Below are 16,000 nucleotides of genomic sequence, written 5' to 3'. Positions count from 1 at the left end.
CGGGCGTGGGGAAGTTGCGGGCCCGGACCTACATGAAGCGGTCGAGGAGGCTGGTCTCCGCAATGCGTGAGAGGCCCTCGCGGACGGTCCGCGCCCGCTGCTCACCGATACCGTCCACCGCCATGAGATCGTCGATGTTGGCCGCCATGAGGTTCTGCAGTCCGTCGAAGTGGTCCACCAGCCGGTTGGCCACGGTGGGCGGCACCGCCTTGATCCCCGAGAGCAGCCGGAAACCCTTGGGCTGGACCACGGCGTCGAGCGAATCCGAGGACGGGTTGAACCCGAGCACGCTGGCGATGGTTCCGAGGTCAATCAGGTCAGTGGAGCTGAACCCCTGGAGCCGGGCCAGCTGCTCCTCGACCGGGGTGGTGCTTCCGCCCAGGCCCGAGTAGTCGCGGAGGACCATTTCACTGCCTGGGCCCAGACCGGTGGTGAGTTCCTCCACCTGCAGGGAGAGGAGGCGCCCGTCGATGCCGAGCTCAAGGACGTACTGCGAGATTTCCTCGGAGATGCGCCGGACCATCTCCTGGCGCTGCAGCGTTACTGCGACGTCGCGGACCGTCACCATGGCTTCGATTTCCAGGGCCGAGAGCGAACCGGTGACCTGGTCAAGCCTGGCGCGGTAGCGCTCCAGGGTGGCGAGTGCCTGGTTGGCGCGCGCCAGCACGGGCTCCGAACCCTCAAGGACGTGGCGGAGGCCGTCGACGTAGAGCGCGATGATCTGCATGGACTGGCTCACGGAGATCACCGGGAAACTGGTCTGGATGGCCACGCGCTCGGCGGTCCGGTGCCGCGTCCCGGACTCCTGCGTCTCAATGCGGTGGTCCGGCACCAGCTGGACACCGGCGCGCAGGATGTTGCTTGCGTCGCGGTCACAGACGATTGCGCCGTCCATCTTCGCGAGTTCACGGAGGCGGGTGGGAGAAAAGTCGATTCCGATGTCAAAGCCGCCCGAGCAGATCGAATCGACCGTGCGGTCGAATCCCAGGACAATCAGTGCACCGGTGCGCCCGCGCAGGATCCGTTCCAGGCCGTCCCGCAGCTGCGTACCCGGCGCAACCCGCGCCAGGGTTGCCTTCAGAGCATCCTCCGGACTGCGTACCATCTCACTCCCTCTTCCCGCTGGGCACGCGAATGCATCGCCCGGCAGTACCCAATCCTATGGGAGCAGGCTCGCGGCTGGCCGTCCGGTTCCTGCTCAAATGCGTAACGTTCGGGTTACCGGGTGCTTCCGGAGGTCTCAGAAGAGCAGTTCCAGGGCCTCCGTAAGGGTGCTGACCTGTTTGACGGTGAAACCCGCCGGGATCCGTCCGGGTCCGTTGGGTGATTCCGGCACGACGGCGTGCGTGAAGCCGAGACGCTCGGCCTCCTGGATGCGCCGCGAGATGCCCGGCACCGGGCGGACCTCACCGGCGAGCCCGACTTCCCCGAAGGCGATCATCCGGGACGGGAGCGCCTGGTTGGTCTTGGCCGACGCGATAGCGAGCGCAACCGAGAGATCCGTGGCCGGTTCACTCAGCTTCACCCCGCCAACCGTGGCTACATAGCTGTCATCCTTGTGCAGCTGCAGCGATGCGCGCTGCTGCAGTACCGCGAGGAGCATGGACACCCTCGATCCGTCCAGGCCGCTGGTGGCGCGGCGCGGCTGGGCGTTCGCCGATTCGGCGAGGAGTGCCTGCACCTCCGCCAGCAGCGGCCGCCGGCCCTCAAGGGTCACTGTGATGCACGTGCCCGACACCGGTTCCTTGGTGCGAGAGACAAACAGTCCACTGGGGTCGGCGAGGCCCTCGATGCCGGTATCCGTGAGGTCGAAGCAGCCCACCTCGTCCGTAGGCCCGTACCGGTTCTTGACAGCGCGCATCAGGCGGAGGCGCGAGTGCCTTTCACCCTCGAACTGGCAGACCACGTCCACGAGGTGCTCCAGCAGGCGCGGACCGGCAATGGACCCGTCCTTGGTGACGTGGCCCACCAGCAGTGTTGTCATCCCGCGGGTCTTGGCGGCATTGATCAGCGACGCCGCCACCTCCTTCACCTGCGTGACACCGCCGGCGCTTCCGTCTACGTCCGGACTGCTCAGGGTCTGCACCGAATCCACGATGAGCAGTGCAGGGTCCACCTTCTCAACCTGCCCAAGAGCCTGGCTCAGGTCCGATTCCGCCGTGAGATACAGGGTGTCCGCCAGCGCGCCGATACGCTCCGCGCGCAGCTTCACCTGCGCCGAGGATTCCTCACCCGTGACATACAGAACGGTGCGTCCCAGCCGGGCAACGCGTGCAGCGACATCGAGCAGCAGCGTGGATTTGCCGACCCCGGGCTCTCCTGCCACCAGGATGACAGCACCGGGCACCAGCCCGCCCCCGAGGACCCGATCAAGCTCGCCCACCTCGGTGGGCTGGTAGGAGGCCGTGGTGGCGTCAACATCAGCGATGCGGAGGGCCGGCCGCGCAACCGTGGTGGCCGCCGTCGTCCTCGCCACCCCGGCCGCAGCGGTTTCCTCGACCGTTCCCCAGGCCTGGCACTCACCGCACCTGCCCACCCACTTGGCGGTGGTCCAGCCGCATTCACCGCAGCGGTAGGCGGGGGATTGCGTGCGCGAGCGCGCGGTCTTGGTAGCCATGCCTCAAACGTACCGGGTGCATCCGACAGTCCCGCTGAGGCTCACAGCTTCGGCAGGTATCCCGCGGCGTCGTCATGGGACAGGCCTGTGGCCTGAAGGAGGTCGACGACGAGGGGCCGGTAGAGGATGACCAGGCCCTCGCCCTCCAGTCGCTGCACATTGAGCCGTGCCGGATGCAGGGTGGTGGCAACAGCGGCCAAATCCTCGCGCGCCCTGCGGAGGTGCTGGTCGCGCTCGGCGGTCGAGACGGAGTGGAGCGCGAGAGCGAGTACGTCCACAGCGTCGGCGGTGTCCTCGATGACCTGCGCGAGTGACTGCACCGCCTCGTCCGAGAGCGCCGCATGGTTGATCACCGAGGTCAGCCGGCGTGAGAAGACCCGGCTGTTGCGGATGGCCAGGTCGATGAAGCCGATGGCTCCGCGAAGTTCGCCGAGCTCGCTCCGGTGCCTCCGGTACGCGGGGGAGATCTGGGCGACCTCCGTGGCCGCGCGCAGGGAACCGGAGAGGCCGTCCATGAGCGGCTGGCAGTTCCGAGCCCGGATCAGCGCGTGCCACGCCTGGGTATGGTCACTCGAGGTGAGCGCCTGCGAGTTCTCCCGCAGCACCCCTGAGAGTTCGCCGAGCAGCTTCCGGACGTCCCCTTTTGGTTCACGGCGGGGGTCGCGCGGTATGGCCATGGTGATCAGCAGTGCAATGACGCCGCCCACAATGGCATCTGCACTCCGCGTGAACGGCCCGCCATCCGGAGCGGGCAGCAGGACAACCAGGAGCGATTGAAGAGCCAGCTGGGTGGTGAAGATGGTTCCGCTGTCGAGGAACCGCGCCAGCAGCACGGAGATGAAAAGCACGACGGCGGCCTGCCACAGACCGGTGCCCAGCACCGCCAGCAGCACGTCCCCGACGGCGATGCCCAGGGTGCAGCCGATGCCCACCTCGAGGACGCGGCGCAGCCGGGGATCGCGTGAAAAGCCGAGCGCGATCAGCGCCGAGGTTGCCGCGAAGAGCGGGCCTTCATGACCGAGGACCTGTTCCGCGAAGGCATAGGCGCCGACGGCCCCGACGGTGATCTGCACGGCGGGAAGAAGGGATGAACGGCTGCGGCGCAGGCCGACGCGGGAGCGGTTGCGCATAAACGATCGTGCGCGGTCCAGTCGGGAACGCCGGGTCATATGCCTGACCCTACCGCCGGGAGCGGTCCATCAGAGTAAAGCTGGTGGACTTGCCGGTGGTCCGGGTCCGAACGGCGGCCAGGGGTGCAGCGAGCAACAATGATCCGGCGACCAGTTCCAGGAATTCCTCCAGGTGGGACAGCACGTCCACGGCCAGGGGCGGTGCTCCGAGACCAACCGAGTGCCCGGCCACGAACTCAAGTCCGACGGCGGCAAACAGCAGGGTGACCACGCCCAGCACGATCAGTCGGGTTGATTCCTCCGGCAGGTGGCGGGCGCTTACGGCGGCCAGCACAAGGACAATCAGGGCGAGCGGGATGCCGAGGACCAGCCAGAGGAACATAGTGTCAGGAATATCGGTGAACTGCAGAATGAGGCCTTCCAGGCGTTCGTGCAGCCCGGTGCCCTCGTCCAGGCAGAAGAGCAGTACCAGGCCGCCGAGAATCCACCATGCGGCGGTTCCCCTGACCCGCTGATGACGGGCGAGAACGGCAACGAACAACAGACCGGTGGCCGCTGCCGCAAGCTGGGCGACGGCCCACCACATGGGCAGGCATTGGAGAAAGTTGGGAACCAATAACCCATTCCGGCAAAAGCACAAGGGCCGCGAGCCAAATCGGGGTAAATGTCCTCCCGCTGTTCACCTTCCGTTCACTTTGACCCGTCAGTCTCGTTACCTGCGGTGCCTAGCGTGGTGTGCGTACCCAAGCTCGTACACATAAACGCGGGTGCCTCTTGCGAGCACCGACTGTTCAAAACCCTGGAAGGGGCAATATTCAAGTGAAGGCTCTTCGCTTTGGCCGCGCAGCGGCAGTAATCTCCGTGGCCGCTCTGGCCCTTACGGCGTGCGGCTCTGACAACGCCGTTGATTCCGGGACAGAAGGCGGCTCCAGCGCCGCTCCCGAAAGCACAGTATCCGGCACCCTGACCGGTGCGGGTGCATCCTCCCAGCAGGCTGCAATGACCGCCTGGCAGGCAGGCTTCGAAGGACTCAACCCTGAGGCGACGGTTCAGTACTCCCCGGATGGATCCGGTGCGGGTCGCGAGGCTTTCCTCGCGCAGGGCGTTCAGTTCGCCGGCTCGGACGCCTACCTGGACGACGAAGAGTACGAGGCTTCGAAGGAAATCTGCGGTCCCGACGGCGCCATTAACATCCCGGCCTACGTGTCCCCCATCGCTGTAGCCTTCAACGTGCCTGGGGTTGAAGAACTGAACCTGGATGCGGCTACCATCGCCTCCATCTTCAAAGGTGAGGTCTCGAATTGGAACGATGAAGCCATCGCCGCCCAGAACGAGGGCGTAGAGCTCCCTGATCTGCCGATCACCGTTGTCCACCGTGCTGACGAGTCAGGCACCACCGAAAACTTCGTCGAGTACCTCGCGGCTGCTGCTCCCGAGCAGTGGACCTACGAGGTATCCGGTGACTGGCCGGCAGACATCGTCGCGGAGAACGCTCAGGGTACCAACGGAGTCGTCTCCACCACATCTTCTACCGAAGGCGCCATCACCTACACCGACGCCTCGGCTGTAGGAGATCTCGGCCAGGCCCTTGTGAAGGTCGGCGAAGAGTACGTCGCACTGAGCCCCGAAGCCGCTTCCCGAGCAGTTGAGGTCGCTACCCCGGTGGACGAGGGACGCAATGATGTCGACATGTCCCTGGATCTCGAGCGCGACACCACTGAATCAGGCGCTTACCCGATCGTGCTGATCTCCTACCACCTGTACTGCACCACCTATGAGGATCAGGAGACCGTTGATCTTGTAAAGGCATTCGGTTCCTACGTCATCAGCGAGGAAGGCCAGCAGGACGCTGCCGACTCAGCCGGTAACGCTCCAATTTCGGAGACCCTCCGCGAGCAGGCGCAGGAAGCCATCGACTCAATCCAGGTCGCTTCCTAACGAGTCAACGACGCCCCGCCAGACCCGAAAGGCCCTGGCGGGGCTGTTGGCTGTCTACGGCCCGGCAGGGTTGCAGGTACCTTGTAAGAACGGAACATTCGCGCGAGCACTGTTCCAGACCGTTCCCCACGCAGCGCCGAAAGGTTCCCACGTGTCAACGAATGCACTGAAACGAACAGGCGGTGCAGGTGAATCCGGAGACAAGATATTCTCCGGGGCAAGCCTGGCAGCGGGCTGCCTGATCCTGGCGGCGCTTTTCAGTGTTGCCGTCTTCCTGATCGTTGAAGCCCTCCCGGTCCTTGGTGCCGACCCGTCGGACATCACCGGTGGGGAAGGCTTCCTGACCTACATCTTCCCGATCGTGCTCGGAACGGTTATTGCAGCGGCCATCGCGCTCCTGATCGCGACCCCGCTCGGTATCGGCGTAGCACTGTTCATCTCCCATTACGCGCCGCGGCGGTTCGCGCAGGGACTTGGATATGTGATTGACCTGCTAGCGGCAATTCCCTCTGTGGTGTACGGCGCATGGGGATACGCCGTACTCGCACCGCAGTTGGCCATTGCCTACGCCTGGCTGGCCGCGAACGCTGGATGGTTGCCGATCTTCGAGGGTCCCGCAAGCCAGACGGGTCGCACCATGCTCACTGCGGGCATTGTGCTCGCCGTTATGGTCCTGCCGATCATTACTTCTCTGAGCCGCGAGATCTTCCTTCAGACGCCGACACTGCACGAGGAAGCAGCGCTCGCCATGGGTGCCACGCGCTGGGAAATGATCACCATGGCGGTGCTGCCGTTCGCCCGCCCGGGCATTATCAGCGCCGCCATGCTCGGTCTGGGGCGCGCACTCGGAGAGACCATGGCCGTTGCGCTGGTACTCTCCGGCGGTGCACTCACTGCCAGCCTGATCAAATCCGGCAATCAGACAATCGCCGCGGAGATTGCCCTCAATTTCCCGGAGGCGTTCGGTCTGCGACTCAGCGAATTGATCGCTGCCGGGTTGGTTCTCTTCCTGATCACCCTCGCGGTCAACATCGTGGCTCGCTGGATCATCAGCCGGCACAAAGAATTCTCAGGAGCTAACTAATGGCAAATGCCACCCTGACTCCGCGTCGCTCACAGCTAACCAAGGGCAGGATGCCCACCTATACCCTCTGGGTGGTTCTGGCAGCCTCAATCGTTGTCGGAGCCGCTTTGGCCGCACTCGTCGGATTCAGCCTCGTTCCCTGGGCGATCTTCTCCGCGATCCTGTTCATCGTCGCCGGAACCGCAGTCTCCGCCGCAATTGAAGGTGAGCGGAAAGCAAAGAACCGGCTCGCCCTGTTCCTTGTCTACGGTGCCTTCCTCATTGCACTGCTGCCGCTGCTGTCCGTCATTTGGACGGTGCTGGAGCGGGGCGTTCCCGGCCTCACCTATAACTTCCTGTTCACGTCGATGAACGGCGTCACCGGTGCCATCGACAACCAGGTTGTCGCGGAGGGAACGCCGGTCCTGGGCGGCGCATATCACGCGATAGTCGGCACGTTGCAGATCACTCTGTGGGCAACGCTTATCTCCGTCCCCATTGGGTTGCTCGCAGCGATCTACCTGGTGGAGTATTCGACCGGTGGACGGCTCGCCCGGGCAATCACCTTCTTTGTGGACGTCATGACCGGTATACCGTCGATCGTTGCAGGTCTCTTCGCGGCAGCCCTATTTGGCCAGTTGTTCGGTCCGGGTACGCGTACAGGATTCGTTGCGGCCGTCGCGCTTTCCGTGCTGATGGTCCCGGTTGTGGTGCGTTCGACCGAAGAGATGCTGAAGATTGTCCCGAACGAGCTCCGGGAAGCGGCTTACGCGCTCGGTGTGAGGAAGTGGCGGACCATCACCCGTGTGGTGATTCCTACCGCGATTTCCGGCATCGCATCCGGGGTCACGCTGGCCATAGCACGTGTCATCGGCGAGACTGCGCCGATTCTGGTTACCGCCGGCTTCGCGAGGTCCATCAACTGGAACGTCTTCGGTGACTGGATGAGCACGTTGCCGACGTTCATCTACTACCAGATCCTGACGCCCACCTCTCCGACGGCCACCGACCCGAGCACGCAGCGCGCGTGGGCGGCCGCCCTGGTGCTGATCATTATGGTCATGCTCCTGAACCTTGCGGCGCGACTGATCGCCCGCCTCTTCGCTCCCAAGACCAGCCGCTGACCCGCCGGCACAACCAGAAGGATCACCATTGTCCAAGCGAATCGACGTCAAGGACCTCAACGTCTACTACAGCAAGTTCCTCGCTGTTGAAGACGTGAACATCAGCATCGACGCCCGCTCCGTCACGGCGTTCATCGGCCCGTCCGGCTGCGGCAAGTCCACCTTCCTGCGCACCCTGAACCGTATGCACGAGGTCATTCCGGGCGCCCGCGTTGAGGGCGAAGTGCTGCTGGACGGCGACAACCTGTATGACTCCGCGGTTGATCCCGTGACGGTCCGCAGCCAGATCGGCATGGTTTTCCAGCGGCCCAACCCGTTCCCCACCATGTCCATCCGGGACAATGTGCTGGCCGGCGTGAAGCTGAACAACAAGCGCATCTCCAAGTCCGATGCGGACGCGCTGGTTGAACAGTCGCTGCGCGGCGCCAACCTCTGGAATGAGGTGAAGGACCGCCTCGGCCGTCCCGGCTCAGGTCTGTCCGGCGGCCAGCAGCAGCGGCTCTGCATTGCCCGCGCCATTGCGGTATCGCCCGAGGTTATCCTGATGGATGAGCCGTGCTCGGCACTCGACCCAATCTCCACCCTCGCCATCGAGGACCTGATCAACGAGCTCAAGAGCGAATACACCGTGGTCATCGTCACCCACAACATGCAGCAGGCCGCCCGGGTCTCGGACAAGACGGCGTTCTTCAACATTGCCGGCACCGGAAAACCGGGCAAGCTCATCGAGTACGGCGAGACGACGAACATCTTCAACATGCCCACGCAGAAGGCAACCGAGGATTACGTCTCCGGCCGCTTCGGATAGGCGCAGCTAGAAAAGCGGACTCATCGCGAGATACAGGGTGGCCGCGAGCAGCGCGGTGACCGGCGCCGTCGTAATCCATACGATCAGTACCGAGCGCACCACGCGGCCGCGGACCGTGGCGTAGCGCTGGTTGGCACCGGCGCCCACGATCGCCGAGGTCATGGTGTGCGTGCTGGAGAGGGGCATGTCCAGGGACAGCGCCCCGACAAAGAGCATGAAGGCGCTGACCCCCTGCGCAGCCATCCCGCGCAGGGGGTCAATGCGCACCAGCCGGTTCGCGAGGGTATGGGTGATGCGCCAGCCGCCCAGCAGCGATCCGCCGGCCAGGAGCACCGCGGCGAAGACCTGCACCCACAGCGGCACGCCGTCCCCCGAGTAGAGGCCTGCACCGATGAGCGCCAGGACGATCACAACCATGGTGCGCTGCCCGTCCTGCAGGCCGTGTCCCAGCGCAAAGGCGGCAGTCAGGACCGCCTGCGCCATTCTGTTCCCGTTGTTGACCTTCCGGGGAGAGTTGTGCCGAAGCAGCCAGGTTGCCGGGAAAACGAGCACGTAGGCCAGGAGGTAGGCAACCAGCGGAGACAGCAGCAGCGGCAGGGCAATCTCCAGGAGGAACACCCTTCCGGAGCCGGAGATGGATCTCCCGCCCAGCAAGGCGGCCGCGCCGCCTGCTCCGATCAGCCCGCCGATGAGCGCATGCGTGGACGACGACGGTTTGCCCCGGTACCACGTGAACAGTCCCCAGGCGCAGGCGGAGAGCAGGGCGGCCAGGAGTATGCCCAGGCCGCTCTGTCCGGCGGGGAGGCTGATGCTGCCGCCGGTGAAGAGGGTGGCCAGGCTTGCGCTCATCAGGGCGCCGATGAGGTTGAACAGAGCAGCAAGCAGGACGGCGACCGTCGGTGTCAGCGCGCGGGTGCGGATCGATGTTGCGATTGAATTCGAGACGTCGTGGAAGCCGTTGATGAACGCGAAGCCGCCTGCGAAGAGGACGACGGCTCCGAAAAGGAAGAACTCCACCTACGATTCCTTGACGAGGATTGCTCCGACGTGGGTTGCCACCTTGCGGAGGTCCTTGGTGACATCAACCAGCTGGTTGGCGATGTCCCGGTGCCGGGCGTAGACCAGAGGCTTGTGGTCGGCGAGCAGCTCGGAGCACCACATCCGGTGTGTCCGCTCGGCGCGCTTGGCAAGACGCAGGATCTCGATCCAGTAATCCTCGAGGTCATCCAGAGAGTTGAGCTGGCGCATCGCCTCGGCGGTCAGCTCAGCCTGCCGGGTGATCACCTCAAGCTGCTCTGTTGCACGGCGGCTGAGCTTGGTCAGCTTGTAGAGGGCAATCAGTTCCGCTGCGCCGTCGAGCTTTTCCATGGCTTCGCTGAGCAGCCGGGAGATGGCGTAAAGGTCCTCGCGCGGCAGCGGGTTGATGAAGCTGGTGCGCATGGAAGTCAGCAGTGCGAAGTGCAGGTCGGTGGCCGTGCCCTCGAGCTGGTGAAGTTCCTCCGCGAGCTGATCGTAATCCTGGGGCGATGCTCCGAAAATCCCGGACATGCGGCGCACCCCGAGGACCAGTTGCTGGGCCATGCTGGAGAGCAGTTCCAGTCCTGCGTTTTCCTGGGGGAAGAGGCGGAGCTTCACTAAAGTCACCTAGGGTTGCACGGACGGTTGCCACCCAAGAATACCTGTGCGGCCATGTGGGCAGGGTGTTGCCCCAATGGCCGGTATGAGGGCATAAAAGTGGCGCCGAACCGGGAGCGCCTCTCGGCGGTAGGCCGCTCGAAGCGGCTTAATGTTGAAGCCCGGGGGTTCCACGGTCCGACACCAGTTTCAGTCTGCTACTGACCCGCGTGCATGTCAACGAGGAGTGATGAGCCACTGCCCGCCGCGCATGACGCCGCGCACCTCGAGTCGCTCATCCAGGACCACCAGATCCGCCCTGGCGCCCTCTTTGAGGACGCCGGCCTGACCATCGAGGCCCAGGACCCGCGCCGGCACGCGGGTCGCCGAGTGAAGGGCGTCCTTGAGCGGGACTCCGGCGTCAACGGCGTTCCGGACGAGGCTTGCCATGGTGGAGGTTCCGCCCGCGATGGACCCGCCGGCCTTCAGCCGTGCTACGCCGCCGGAGACCTGCACCTGTGACGGTCCAAGGCTGTAGGTGCCGTCGGAGAGCCCGGCAGCAGCCATTGAATCCGTGACGAGTGCGATGTTGTCCGCCCCGACCAGCTCAAACACCATTGCAACGGTGTCCGGTGCGAGGTGCACATTGTCGGCGATGAGTTCCACCACCGCCTGGCCTGCCCGTGCGGCGCGCAGGCAGGCGGAGAGGGCGCCGGGGGAGCGGTGGTGCACTGGGTCCATGCCGTTGAACAGGTGGGTGACCGTCGGAACCGCTTCCTGACCACCCTTATGCCGGGAGAGCTCGCGGGCTGCCCGGGCGAGGGCCTCACGGGTCACCCCAGGGCTGGCTGCTGTGTGGCCAACGGACGGCACCACCCCGAGGGAGGCCAGTAGGTCGACAAGTTCGTCTGAGCCCGGCAGCTCAGGCGCGAAGGTCATGGTGCGCAGAGCGCCGCGTGCGGCGGCGGCAAGCCCGCGGACCAGGCCCAGATCCGGGTTGATGAGCCAGTCGGGGTTCTGGGCTCCGCAGCGGGCGTGGGAGAGGAATGGGCCTTCGAGGTGGATGCCGGCGATCGCCCCGGACTCTGCCAACCCGGCGAACCGTTCCGCACCGTCGAGCAGGGCCTGGGGCTCGGCCGTGACCAGGCTTGCGAGCAGCGTTGTTGTGCCGGTCCGGTGGATGCGCGAAACGGCCTCCCGTGCGCCGGCGGCGTCCGAGGTGGGGAAGTCAACCCCGAAACCGCCATGGCAGTGCAGGTCAACAAAGCCGGGAACAACGGTGAACTCCTCCGGTAGCCGGAGGAGTCCTTCCGGGCTGTCGGGGGAGTCGGTCCGGCGTACGCCGGCGATGGCATCACCGGAAATGCTGATGGCAGCCCGCCCGTGGCTGCCGTCCTCTTCGAGGATCCTGCTGAGAACTCCGTTCACGCTGTTGTGCGTCACTCCACCGCAGTCCGCCCGCTCGTGCCGGGCGTCCACCAGGTTTTCGGTTCAGCAATGGGGAACCGGCGGCCCGAGATGGTGGTGGGGGTAATCCTGACGAACTGATCCTTCTGCCCCTCCTGCCAGGGGAAGAGGGGCAGGGAGAAGGACTCCAGGACGTCGTCGGGCCGCTTCACCAGCTCAGCCTGGCCCCTGATCACCACGCTCCACGCAATGCCGGCTTCAGGGTCCACGCCATCTGCCTCCAGCGCGACCCGGGCGTCGGCCTCCACTGCAGCCAGCTTGGTGCCTGATCCCGTCCGGAACACAATGGTCCCGTGGTCCGGCGTGTAGTTCACGGGAAAGATGTCCGGGCCGTCTTCGAGCGCGACGGCGAGACGCCCCACCGAAACCTGCCGCAGGCAGGCCCAGCAGTCGCTGTCACTCAGAACTTCGATTCCCCCAGGATTCTCTTCCATACGGCGATCCTAGCCCCCGAGCCGCTGAGGAAACAGGGACGTTAGTCCAGTTCGCCGCGACGCCAGGACGCGGCGGCATGTTCCAGGTCTTCGGCGGTCTTGACCAGCTGGTGGGAACTGCGCGTCAGCTTGCTCGCATGGGCACCGTTTGACGTCTCGGCATCGTCGGCGTGGTTGGTCTGGCCCAGCGCGATGACGCGGCAGAAAGCGGCGAAGCGCTCAAGTGCCACGTCGAACTCGCCATCGAAGGCGCCGGACAGGATGGTGTCAGCCATCTGCTGGACCTCGTCGGCGCCGGGGGGCTCAGCCACACCGGCTACAACCTTGGACACCTGGGCCACTTCCTTGCCCGCCTTGAAGTAGGCGGCAATCCGCTCAGGGTTCTGCTGGGTAGCGGCGCGGAGGGCGTAGAGGCGCCAGAGCGCACCGGGCAAGGACCGCGCCGGGCTTTCAGCCCACATTTCGGCCACGGCCTCGAGCCCCTGCTGGTCGGCGAGCTGCACCAGCCGCTGCGTCACGGCGGGGTCATCAGCCTCCCTCCCATGGTGGACCAGGGCATGCGCGGCAAGGTGCGCTGCCTCCGAGACACGGGAGGGGTCTGCTCCGCCGGCGAAGACTTCGAAGTCCACGGGCGCGAACGGCTTGGGCTTGTGATGCCGAGGGCTGTTGTCTACATATTCGCCGTCCATGGGTCGAGAATACTCCTGCACCTATGGGGGGGCTAGGTACGCGGAAAACACCGGACAAACCTCCCCTCAGATGCCGGGTGCCGCCCGCCCGACCGGGTGCGATAAAGTAGACACGTTGTTCGGGCTGACCGGACAGTGTGGGCCTTTAGCTCAGTTGGTAGAGCATCGGACTTTTAATCCGTGGGTCGTGGGTTCGAGTCCCACAGGGCCCACCCCGCGCACAAGGCTCGAACCCTTGCCAACAGAATCGTTGGCTTCGGTTCGAGCCTTGTCGCTGTCCTGAGCCCAGGTGAGGGCGTTGGCGTTGACCTTGGGGTCGAGCAGCATCTCGAAGGGCCGGTTGTTCTCGACGCGCAGCTCGCCGTCTTCCTCGATGTAGATCTTGGTAAAGAACGCCTGATTGCAGAGACGCCGGGTGGCGGCGTCGCATCGGTCGTAGATGTCAGCGCAGTTCTCCAGCAGGTTCAGCGCATCGTCGAGGTGGGCGCGGGCGTCGGCGTAGTCGCCGTGGTGGGCTTTGATGCGCCGGTTGAGGTTGTAGAGTTCGGCGAGGATGCGGTCTTGTTCGCGTTTGAGGACCGACAGAGGGATGGCGTCGGCGTAGTGAGCTTGCATGAGTCGGTCTTGTTCGTGTTCGAGCCGGTCGCGGTCCTTGGTGAGTCGTTCGAGTTCGTCGGTTTCGGTGGCCATGAGTCGGTCGAACTCGTGGTGCAGCATCCCGGACAGGGCGTCGCGCTGGGCGGGGCTGATCTGCACACGGCTGTAGTAGTCCTCGATCAGTTGCTCGACGTCTTCGATGAGGACCGCTTGTCGGATGCAGTCGGTGCGCTTGGAGTGCCTGCCTGAGCACACGAAGTAGCAGTAGAGGTTGCCGTGCCGGTTTTTCGCGTTGGAGACGATGAGCCGGGCGCCGCATTGGCCGCAGTGGATGGTGCCTTTGAGGTAGTGGTCGTGGACCTGGGTGGCCTCGGCCGCGGATTTGTGGGCGGTGAGCACGGATTGGACCTGGTACCAGACCTCGGGTGGGACGAGCACGGGGTGGTTGCCCTTGTAGCGGGTGCCGCGGTAGACGACATCGCCCTTGTAGTAGGGGTTGGTCAGCAGCCGATGCACCGAGGACACCGCGAGCGCCTTGGCAGGGCGTTTCGGGGTCGGGACGCTGACCAGTCCGCGGGAGGTCAGTTCGTCGTGGAGTTGGCTGACGGTCCAGTTCCCGGAGGCATAGGCTTTGAACGCCCACTCGATCAGCGGTGCGCGTTCGGAGTCGAGTTCGACCGTGCGGACCTCGCGGCCCATCTCGTCTCGGGTACGGACGTTGAGGTAGCCGGTGGGGGCTTTGCCGAGCGTCCCGCCGCCGATGGCCTTCTGGGTCATGCCTTTGGTGACCTCGGTGGCCAGGTTCCGGGAGTAGAACTCCGCGATGGTCGACATGATCCCGTGCAGCAGCATCCCCGAGGGAGTCTCGTCGATGTTCTCAGTGGCCGAGACCAGCAGGACACCGGCCTGTTGGAGGGCGAGGTGGATGGTCACGTCGTCGGCGCGGTTGCGGGCGAGCCGGTCGACTTTGTGGACGATGCAGTAGGCGACCTTGTTGGCCTTGACGTACTGGATCATCCGCATCAGCTCGGGCCGGTCAGCGGACTTTGCCGAGGCTCCGGCGTCGACGAACTCCTCGACGATGGTGCCTTGGTCGCGGCGGCATGGTTGCCGTTGGCGGTGGCGATTGCCCAGGTGATGGCGCAGACGATCAGCATGAGCACGGCGGTGATGAGCACGAAGGTCAGCAGCGCACCGACTACTTCGCGCAGGTCGCCGATGCCGCTCAGGCCCTCGAAGTCGGGGAACACGTCCATGGTCTTCAGGTCCCGGTCCGGACGGTGACGTGGAGGTGGTCGATGTGCCTGGTGGTGATATCGATGCCGTAGGTGTAGTCGCGCCATCCTTCGGCGTCGCGGGCCAGGGACCAGATCTTGTCCTGCCAGATCAGGTACTCGACGCCGAGGGTCTCGGCGTGCTCCTTCATCCAGTTGGTGACCTGCCATCCGGCCTCGAGTTGCGACGGGGTGGCGTGTTGGCCGATGGAGTTGCCGAACGTGAGATCGCACGCCCGGCCCAGGGGGTGTTCTGAGACGGTGCCGGGCCGCGGCGAGTAGCAGGCCCACGAGGTCTCGGGGAACGCTGCGGTGGCCTGGGTGTGGAGGTGCAGGAGGCGGGCGGTGATCTGCCCGTCGCTGGTGGGGTCGTCGACCATCCGGTCCGGGCCGGCGTCGAGCGGGTCCGGCTCGTCGCCGGGTGCTCCGGTGTCGGCATCGCAGCCGGTGGGGGCGCCAGTGGTGGGCTCTGGCAGATCGGCGGCCTCGTGGGCGTTGAGCCAGGCGGCGGGGTCGGTGTGCTCGCCGTTGGTGCTCCCGTTGCGGACCTCGAAGTGTAGGTGCGGGCCGGTGGAGTTGCCGGAGGAGCCGACATCGCCGATGTGCTGTCCGGCGGTCACGGTGTCGCCGGCGGTGACGTGGATGCCGGTCTCCCACATGTGCGCATACGCCGTCGCCACGACCGCTCCGTCGATGTGGTGTTCGATGACGATGAGTCCGCCGTCACCGCCGGTGAACTCCGCGACGGTCACGGTGCCGTCTGCTGCGGCGAGGATGGGGGTGCCGTCCGGGGCGGCGAAGTCGGTGCCGGTGTGGAACGAGTTCTCCCCGGTGATCGGGTGGACCCGGGGTCCGTAGTCCGAGGAGGGCACCCAGGTGCCCTCCGGCAGCAGGAACACGACCCGTGACGACTCTACCGGGACCGTCTGCACGACCGGCACCACAGTGCCGGCGACGGTCGTAGTGCCCCGTAGCGCCGGTCGTGGTGGTGAGGGTGGTCAGGATGGTCTCGGCCACGGGCTCGTAGTTGCGATACCGGTCGGGATAGGCGGACACCTCGACGGCCTGGGCCGCTTCGCCCTTGTCCATGGACTCCCAGCCGGGGATATCCAGTAGTCCTCTGGGGCTGGGGTAGTTGGGGCCTTCTGGCCCGCCGAAGAACGCCCGCGCCTGGTAGGTCGGGTCCATGAGGTCGGTGACCGTGCCCCACCCGGACTGCGGCCGCATCTGGAACAGGCCCAGGCT

Annotated in this window: 14 protein-coding genes, 1 tRNA gene and 3 pseudogenes; 6 read left to right on the top strand and 12 right to left on the bottom strand. The window is 65.3% G+C overall.

All coding sequences use genetic code 11. The features are described 5' to 3' along the window. Positions 1-28: 28 nt before the first annotated feature. The 4 genes from disA to BLS52_RS09345 all read right to left on the bottom strand — a co-directional run bounded on the left by disA (position 29) and on the right by BLS52_RS09345 (position 4,333). A complete protein-coding gene (gene disA / locus BLS52_RS09360) occupies positions 29-1,105 on the bottom strand; it encodes a DNA integrity scanning diadenylate cyclase DisA (RefSeq protein ID WP_026544810.1) in 1,077 nt (358 codons plus the stop codon). A 135-nt stretch (positions 1,106-1,240) separates the two neighbouring features. Beyond that, entirely contained in the window at positions 1,241-2,617 is a 1,377-nt protein-coding gene (radA, locus tag BLS52_RS09355) for a DNA repair protein RadA (RefSeq protein ID WP_026544809.1), read from the bottom strand. 41 nt (positions 2,618-2,658) lie between these two features. Beyond that, on the bottom strand, positions 2,659-3,786 hold the full coding sequence (locus BLS52_RS09350; protein ID WP_090586208.1) for an FUSC family protein: 1,128 nt from the start codon (positions 3,784-3,786) through the stop codon (positions 2,659-2,661). 10 nt (positions 3,787-3,796) lie between these two features. Beyond that, complete coding sequence (locus BLS52_RS09345; RefSeq protein ID WP_090586206.1) at positions 3,797-4,333, bottom strand: hypothetical protein; 537 nt, start codon at positions 4,331-4,333, stop codon at positions 3,797-3,799. Between the two features lie 233 nt (positions 4,334-4,566). Between BLS52_RS09345 and pstS the strand changes: the two genes are divergently transcribed. The 4 genes from pstS to pstB all read left to right on the top strand — a co-directional run bounded on the left by pstS (position 4,567) and on the right by pstB (position 8,680). Further along, positions 4,567-5,685 carry a phosphate ABC transporter substrate-binding protein PstS gene (pstS, locus tag BLS52_RS09340; RefSeq protein WP_090586205.1) on the top strand — a complete coding sequence of 373 codons (1,119 nt, stop codon included), beginning with the start codon at positions 4,567-4,569 and terminating at the stop codon, positions 5,683-5,685. Positions 5,686-5,836: 151 nt separating this feature from the next. Continuing rightward, positions 5,837-6,769 carry a phosphate ABC transporter permease subunit PstC gene (gene pstC / locus BLS52_RS09335; protein WP_090586203.1) on the top strand — a complete coding sequence of 311 codons (933 nt, stop codon included), beginning with the start codon at positions 5,837-5,839 and terminating at the stop codon, positions 6,767-6,769. After that, the gene (gene pstA, locus BLS52_RS09330) at positions 6,769-7,872 is read left to right on the top strand and encodes a phosphate ABC transporter permease PstA (RefSeq protein WP_090586201.1); all 1,104 of its coding nucleotides are present in this window, start codon (positions 6,769-6,771) and stop codon (positions 7,870-7,872) included. Before pstC ends, pstA begins: the two co-directional genes overlap by 1 nt. Before the next feature lie 28 nt (positions 7,873-7,900). Then, a complete protein-coding gene (gene pstB / locus BLS52_RS09325) occupies positions 7,901-8,680 on the top strand; it encodes a phosphate ABC transporter ATP-binding protein PstB (RefSeq protein WP_026544803.1) in 780 nt (259 codons plus the stop codon). A 6-nt stretch (positions 8,681-8,686) separates the two neighbouring features. On the opposite strand, the gene BLS52_RS09320 is transcribed toward pstB, so the two are convergent. From BLS52_RS09320 to BLS52_RS09300, 5 genes are all read right to left on the bottom strand, one after another. Further along, positions 8,687-9,697 carry an inorganic phosphate transporter gene (locus BLS52_RS09320; RefSeq protein ID WP_090586199.1) on the bottom strand — a complete coding sequence of 337 codons (1,011 nt, stop codon included), beginning with the start codon at positions 9,695-9,697 and terminating at the stop codon, positions 8,687-8,689. Next, positions 9,698-10,315: a DUF47 domain-containing protein gene (locus BLS52_RS09315; RefSeq protein ID WP_090586198.1), complete on the bottom strand. Its 618-nt coding sequence runs from the start codon at positions 10,313-10,315 to the stop codon at positions 9,698-9,700. Between the two features lie 216 nt (positions 10,316-10,531). Then, a complete protein-coding gene (locus BLS52_RS09310) occupies positions 10,532-11,737 on the bottom strand; it encodes an N-acetylglucosamine-6-phosphate deacetylase (RefSeq protein WP_245702775.1) in 1,206 nt (401 codons plus the stop codon). After that, positions 11,734-12,195, bottom strand: a complete 462-nt coding sequence (locus BLS52_RS09305; protein WP_090586192.1) for a pyridoxamine 5'-phosphate oxidase family protein — start codon at positions 12,193-12,195, stop codon at positions 11,734-11,736. The genes BLS52_RS09310 and BLS52_RS09305 overlap by 4 nt, the downstream gene beginning before the upstream one ends. A gap of 41 nt (positions 12,196-12,236) precedes the next feature. Next, entirely contained in the window at positions 12,237-12,884 is a 648-nt protein-coding gene (locus BLS52_RS09300; protein WP_090586191.1) for a hypothetical protein, read from the bottom strand. Between the two features lie 139 nt (positions 12,885-13,023). Between BLS52_RS09300 and BLS52_RS09295 the strand changes: the two genes are divergently transcribed. Continuing rightward, positions 13,024-13,096 (top strand) — tRNA-Lys (locus BLS52_RS09295). Further along, positions 13,065-13,730 (top strand): hypothetical protein, encoded by a 666-nt coding sequence (locus BLS52_RS18800; RefSeq protein ID WP_245702774.1) that lies wholly within the window; start codon positions 13,065-13,067, stop codon positions 13,728-13,730. The genes BLS52_RS09295 and BLS52_RS18800 overlap by 32 nt, the downstream gene beginning before the upstream one ends. Here the strand turns inward: BLS52_RS18800 and BLS52_RS18795 are convergent. From BLS52_RS18795 to BLS52_RS09280, 3 pseudogenes are all read right to left on the bottom strand, one after another. After that, positions 13,707-14,564: pseudogene (locus tag BLS52_RS18795) on the bottom strand (recombinase family protein); the annotation flags it as partial. The gene BLS52_RS18800 and the pseudogene BLS52_RS18795 overlap by 24 nt on opposite strands. Positions 14,565-14,569: 5 nt before the next feature. Beyond that, positions 14,570-14,737 (bottom strand): annotated as a pseudogene (locus tag BLS52_RS18790) (DUF6112 family protein); the annotation flags it as partial. 5 nt (positions 14,738-14,742) lie between these two features. Then, positions 14,743-16,000 (bottom strand): annotated as a pseudogene (locus BLS52_RS09280) (M23 family metallopeptidase); the annotation flags it as partial.

The organism is Arthrobacter subterraneus, assembly GCF_900099735.1.
Taxonomy (GTDB): Bacteria; Actinomycetota; Actinomycetes; order Actinomycetales; family Micrococcaceae; genus Arthrobacter_D; species Arthrobacter_D subterraneus.
Note: the sequence above shows the minus strand (reverse complement) of the source record. Positions and strands in the feature narration are given on the sequence as shown.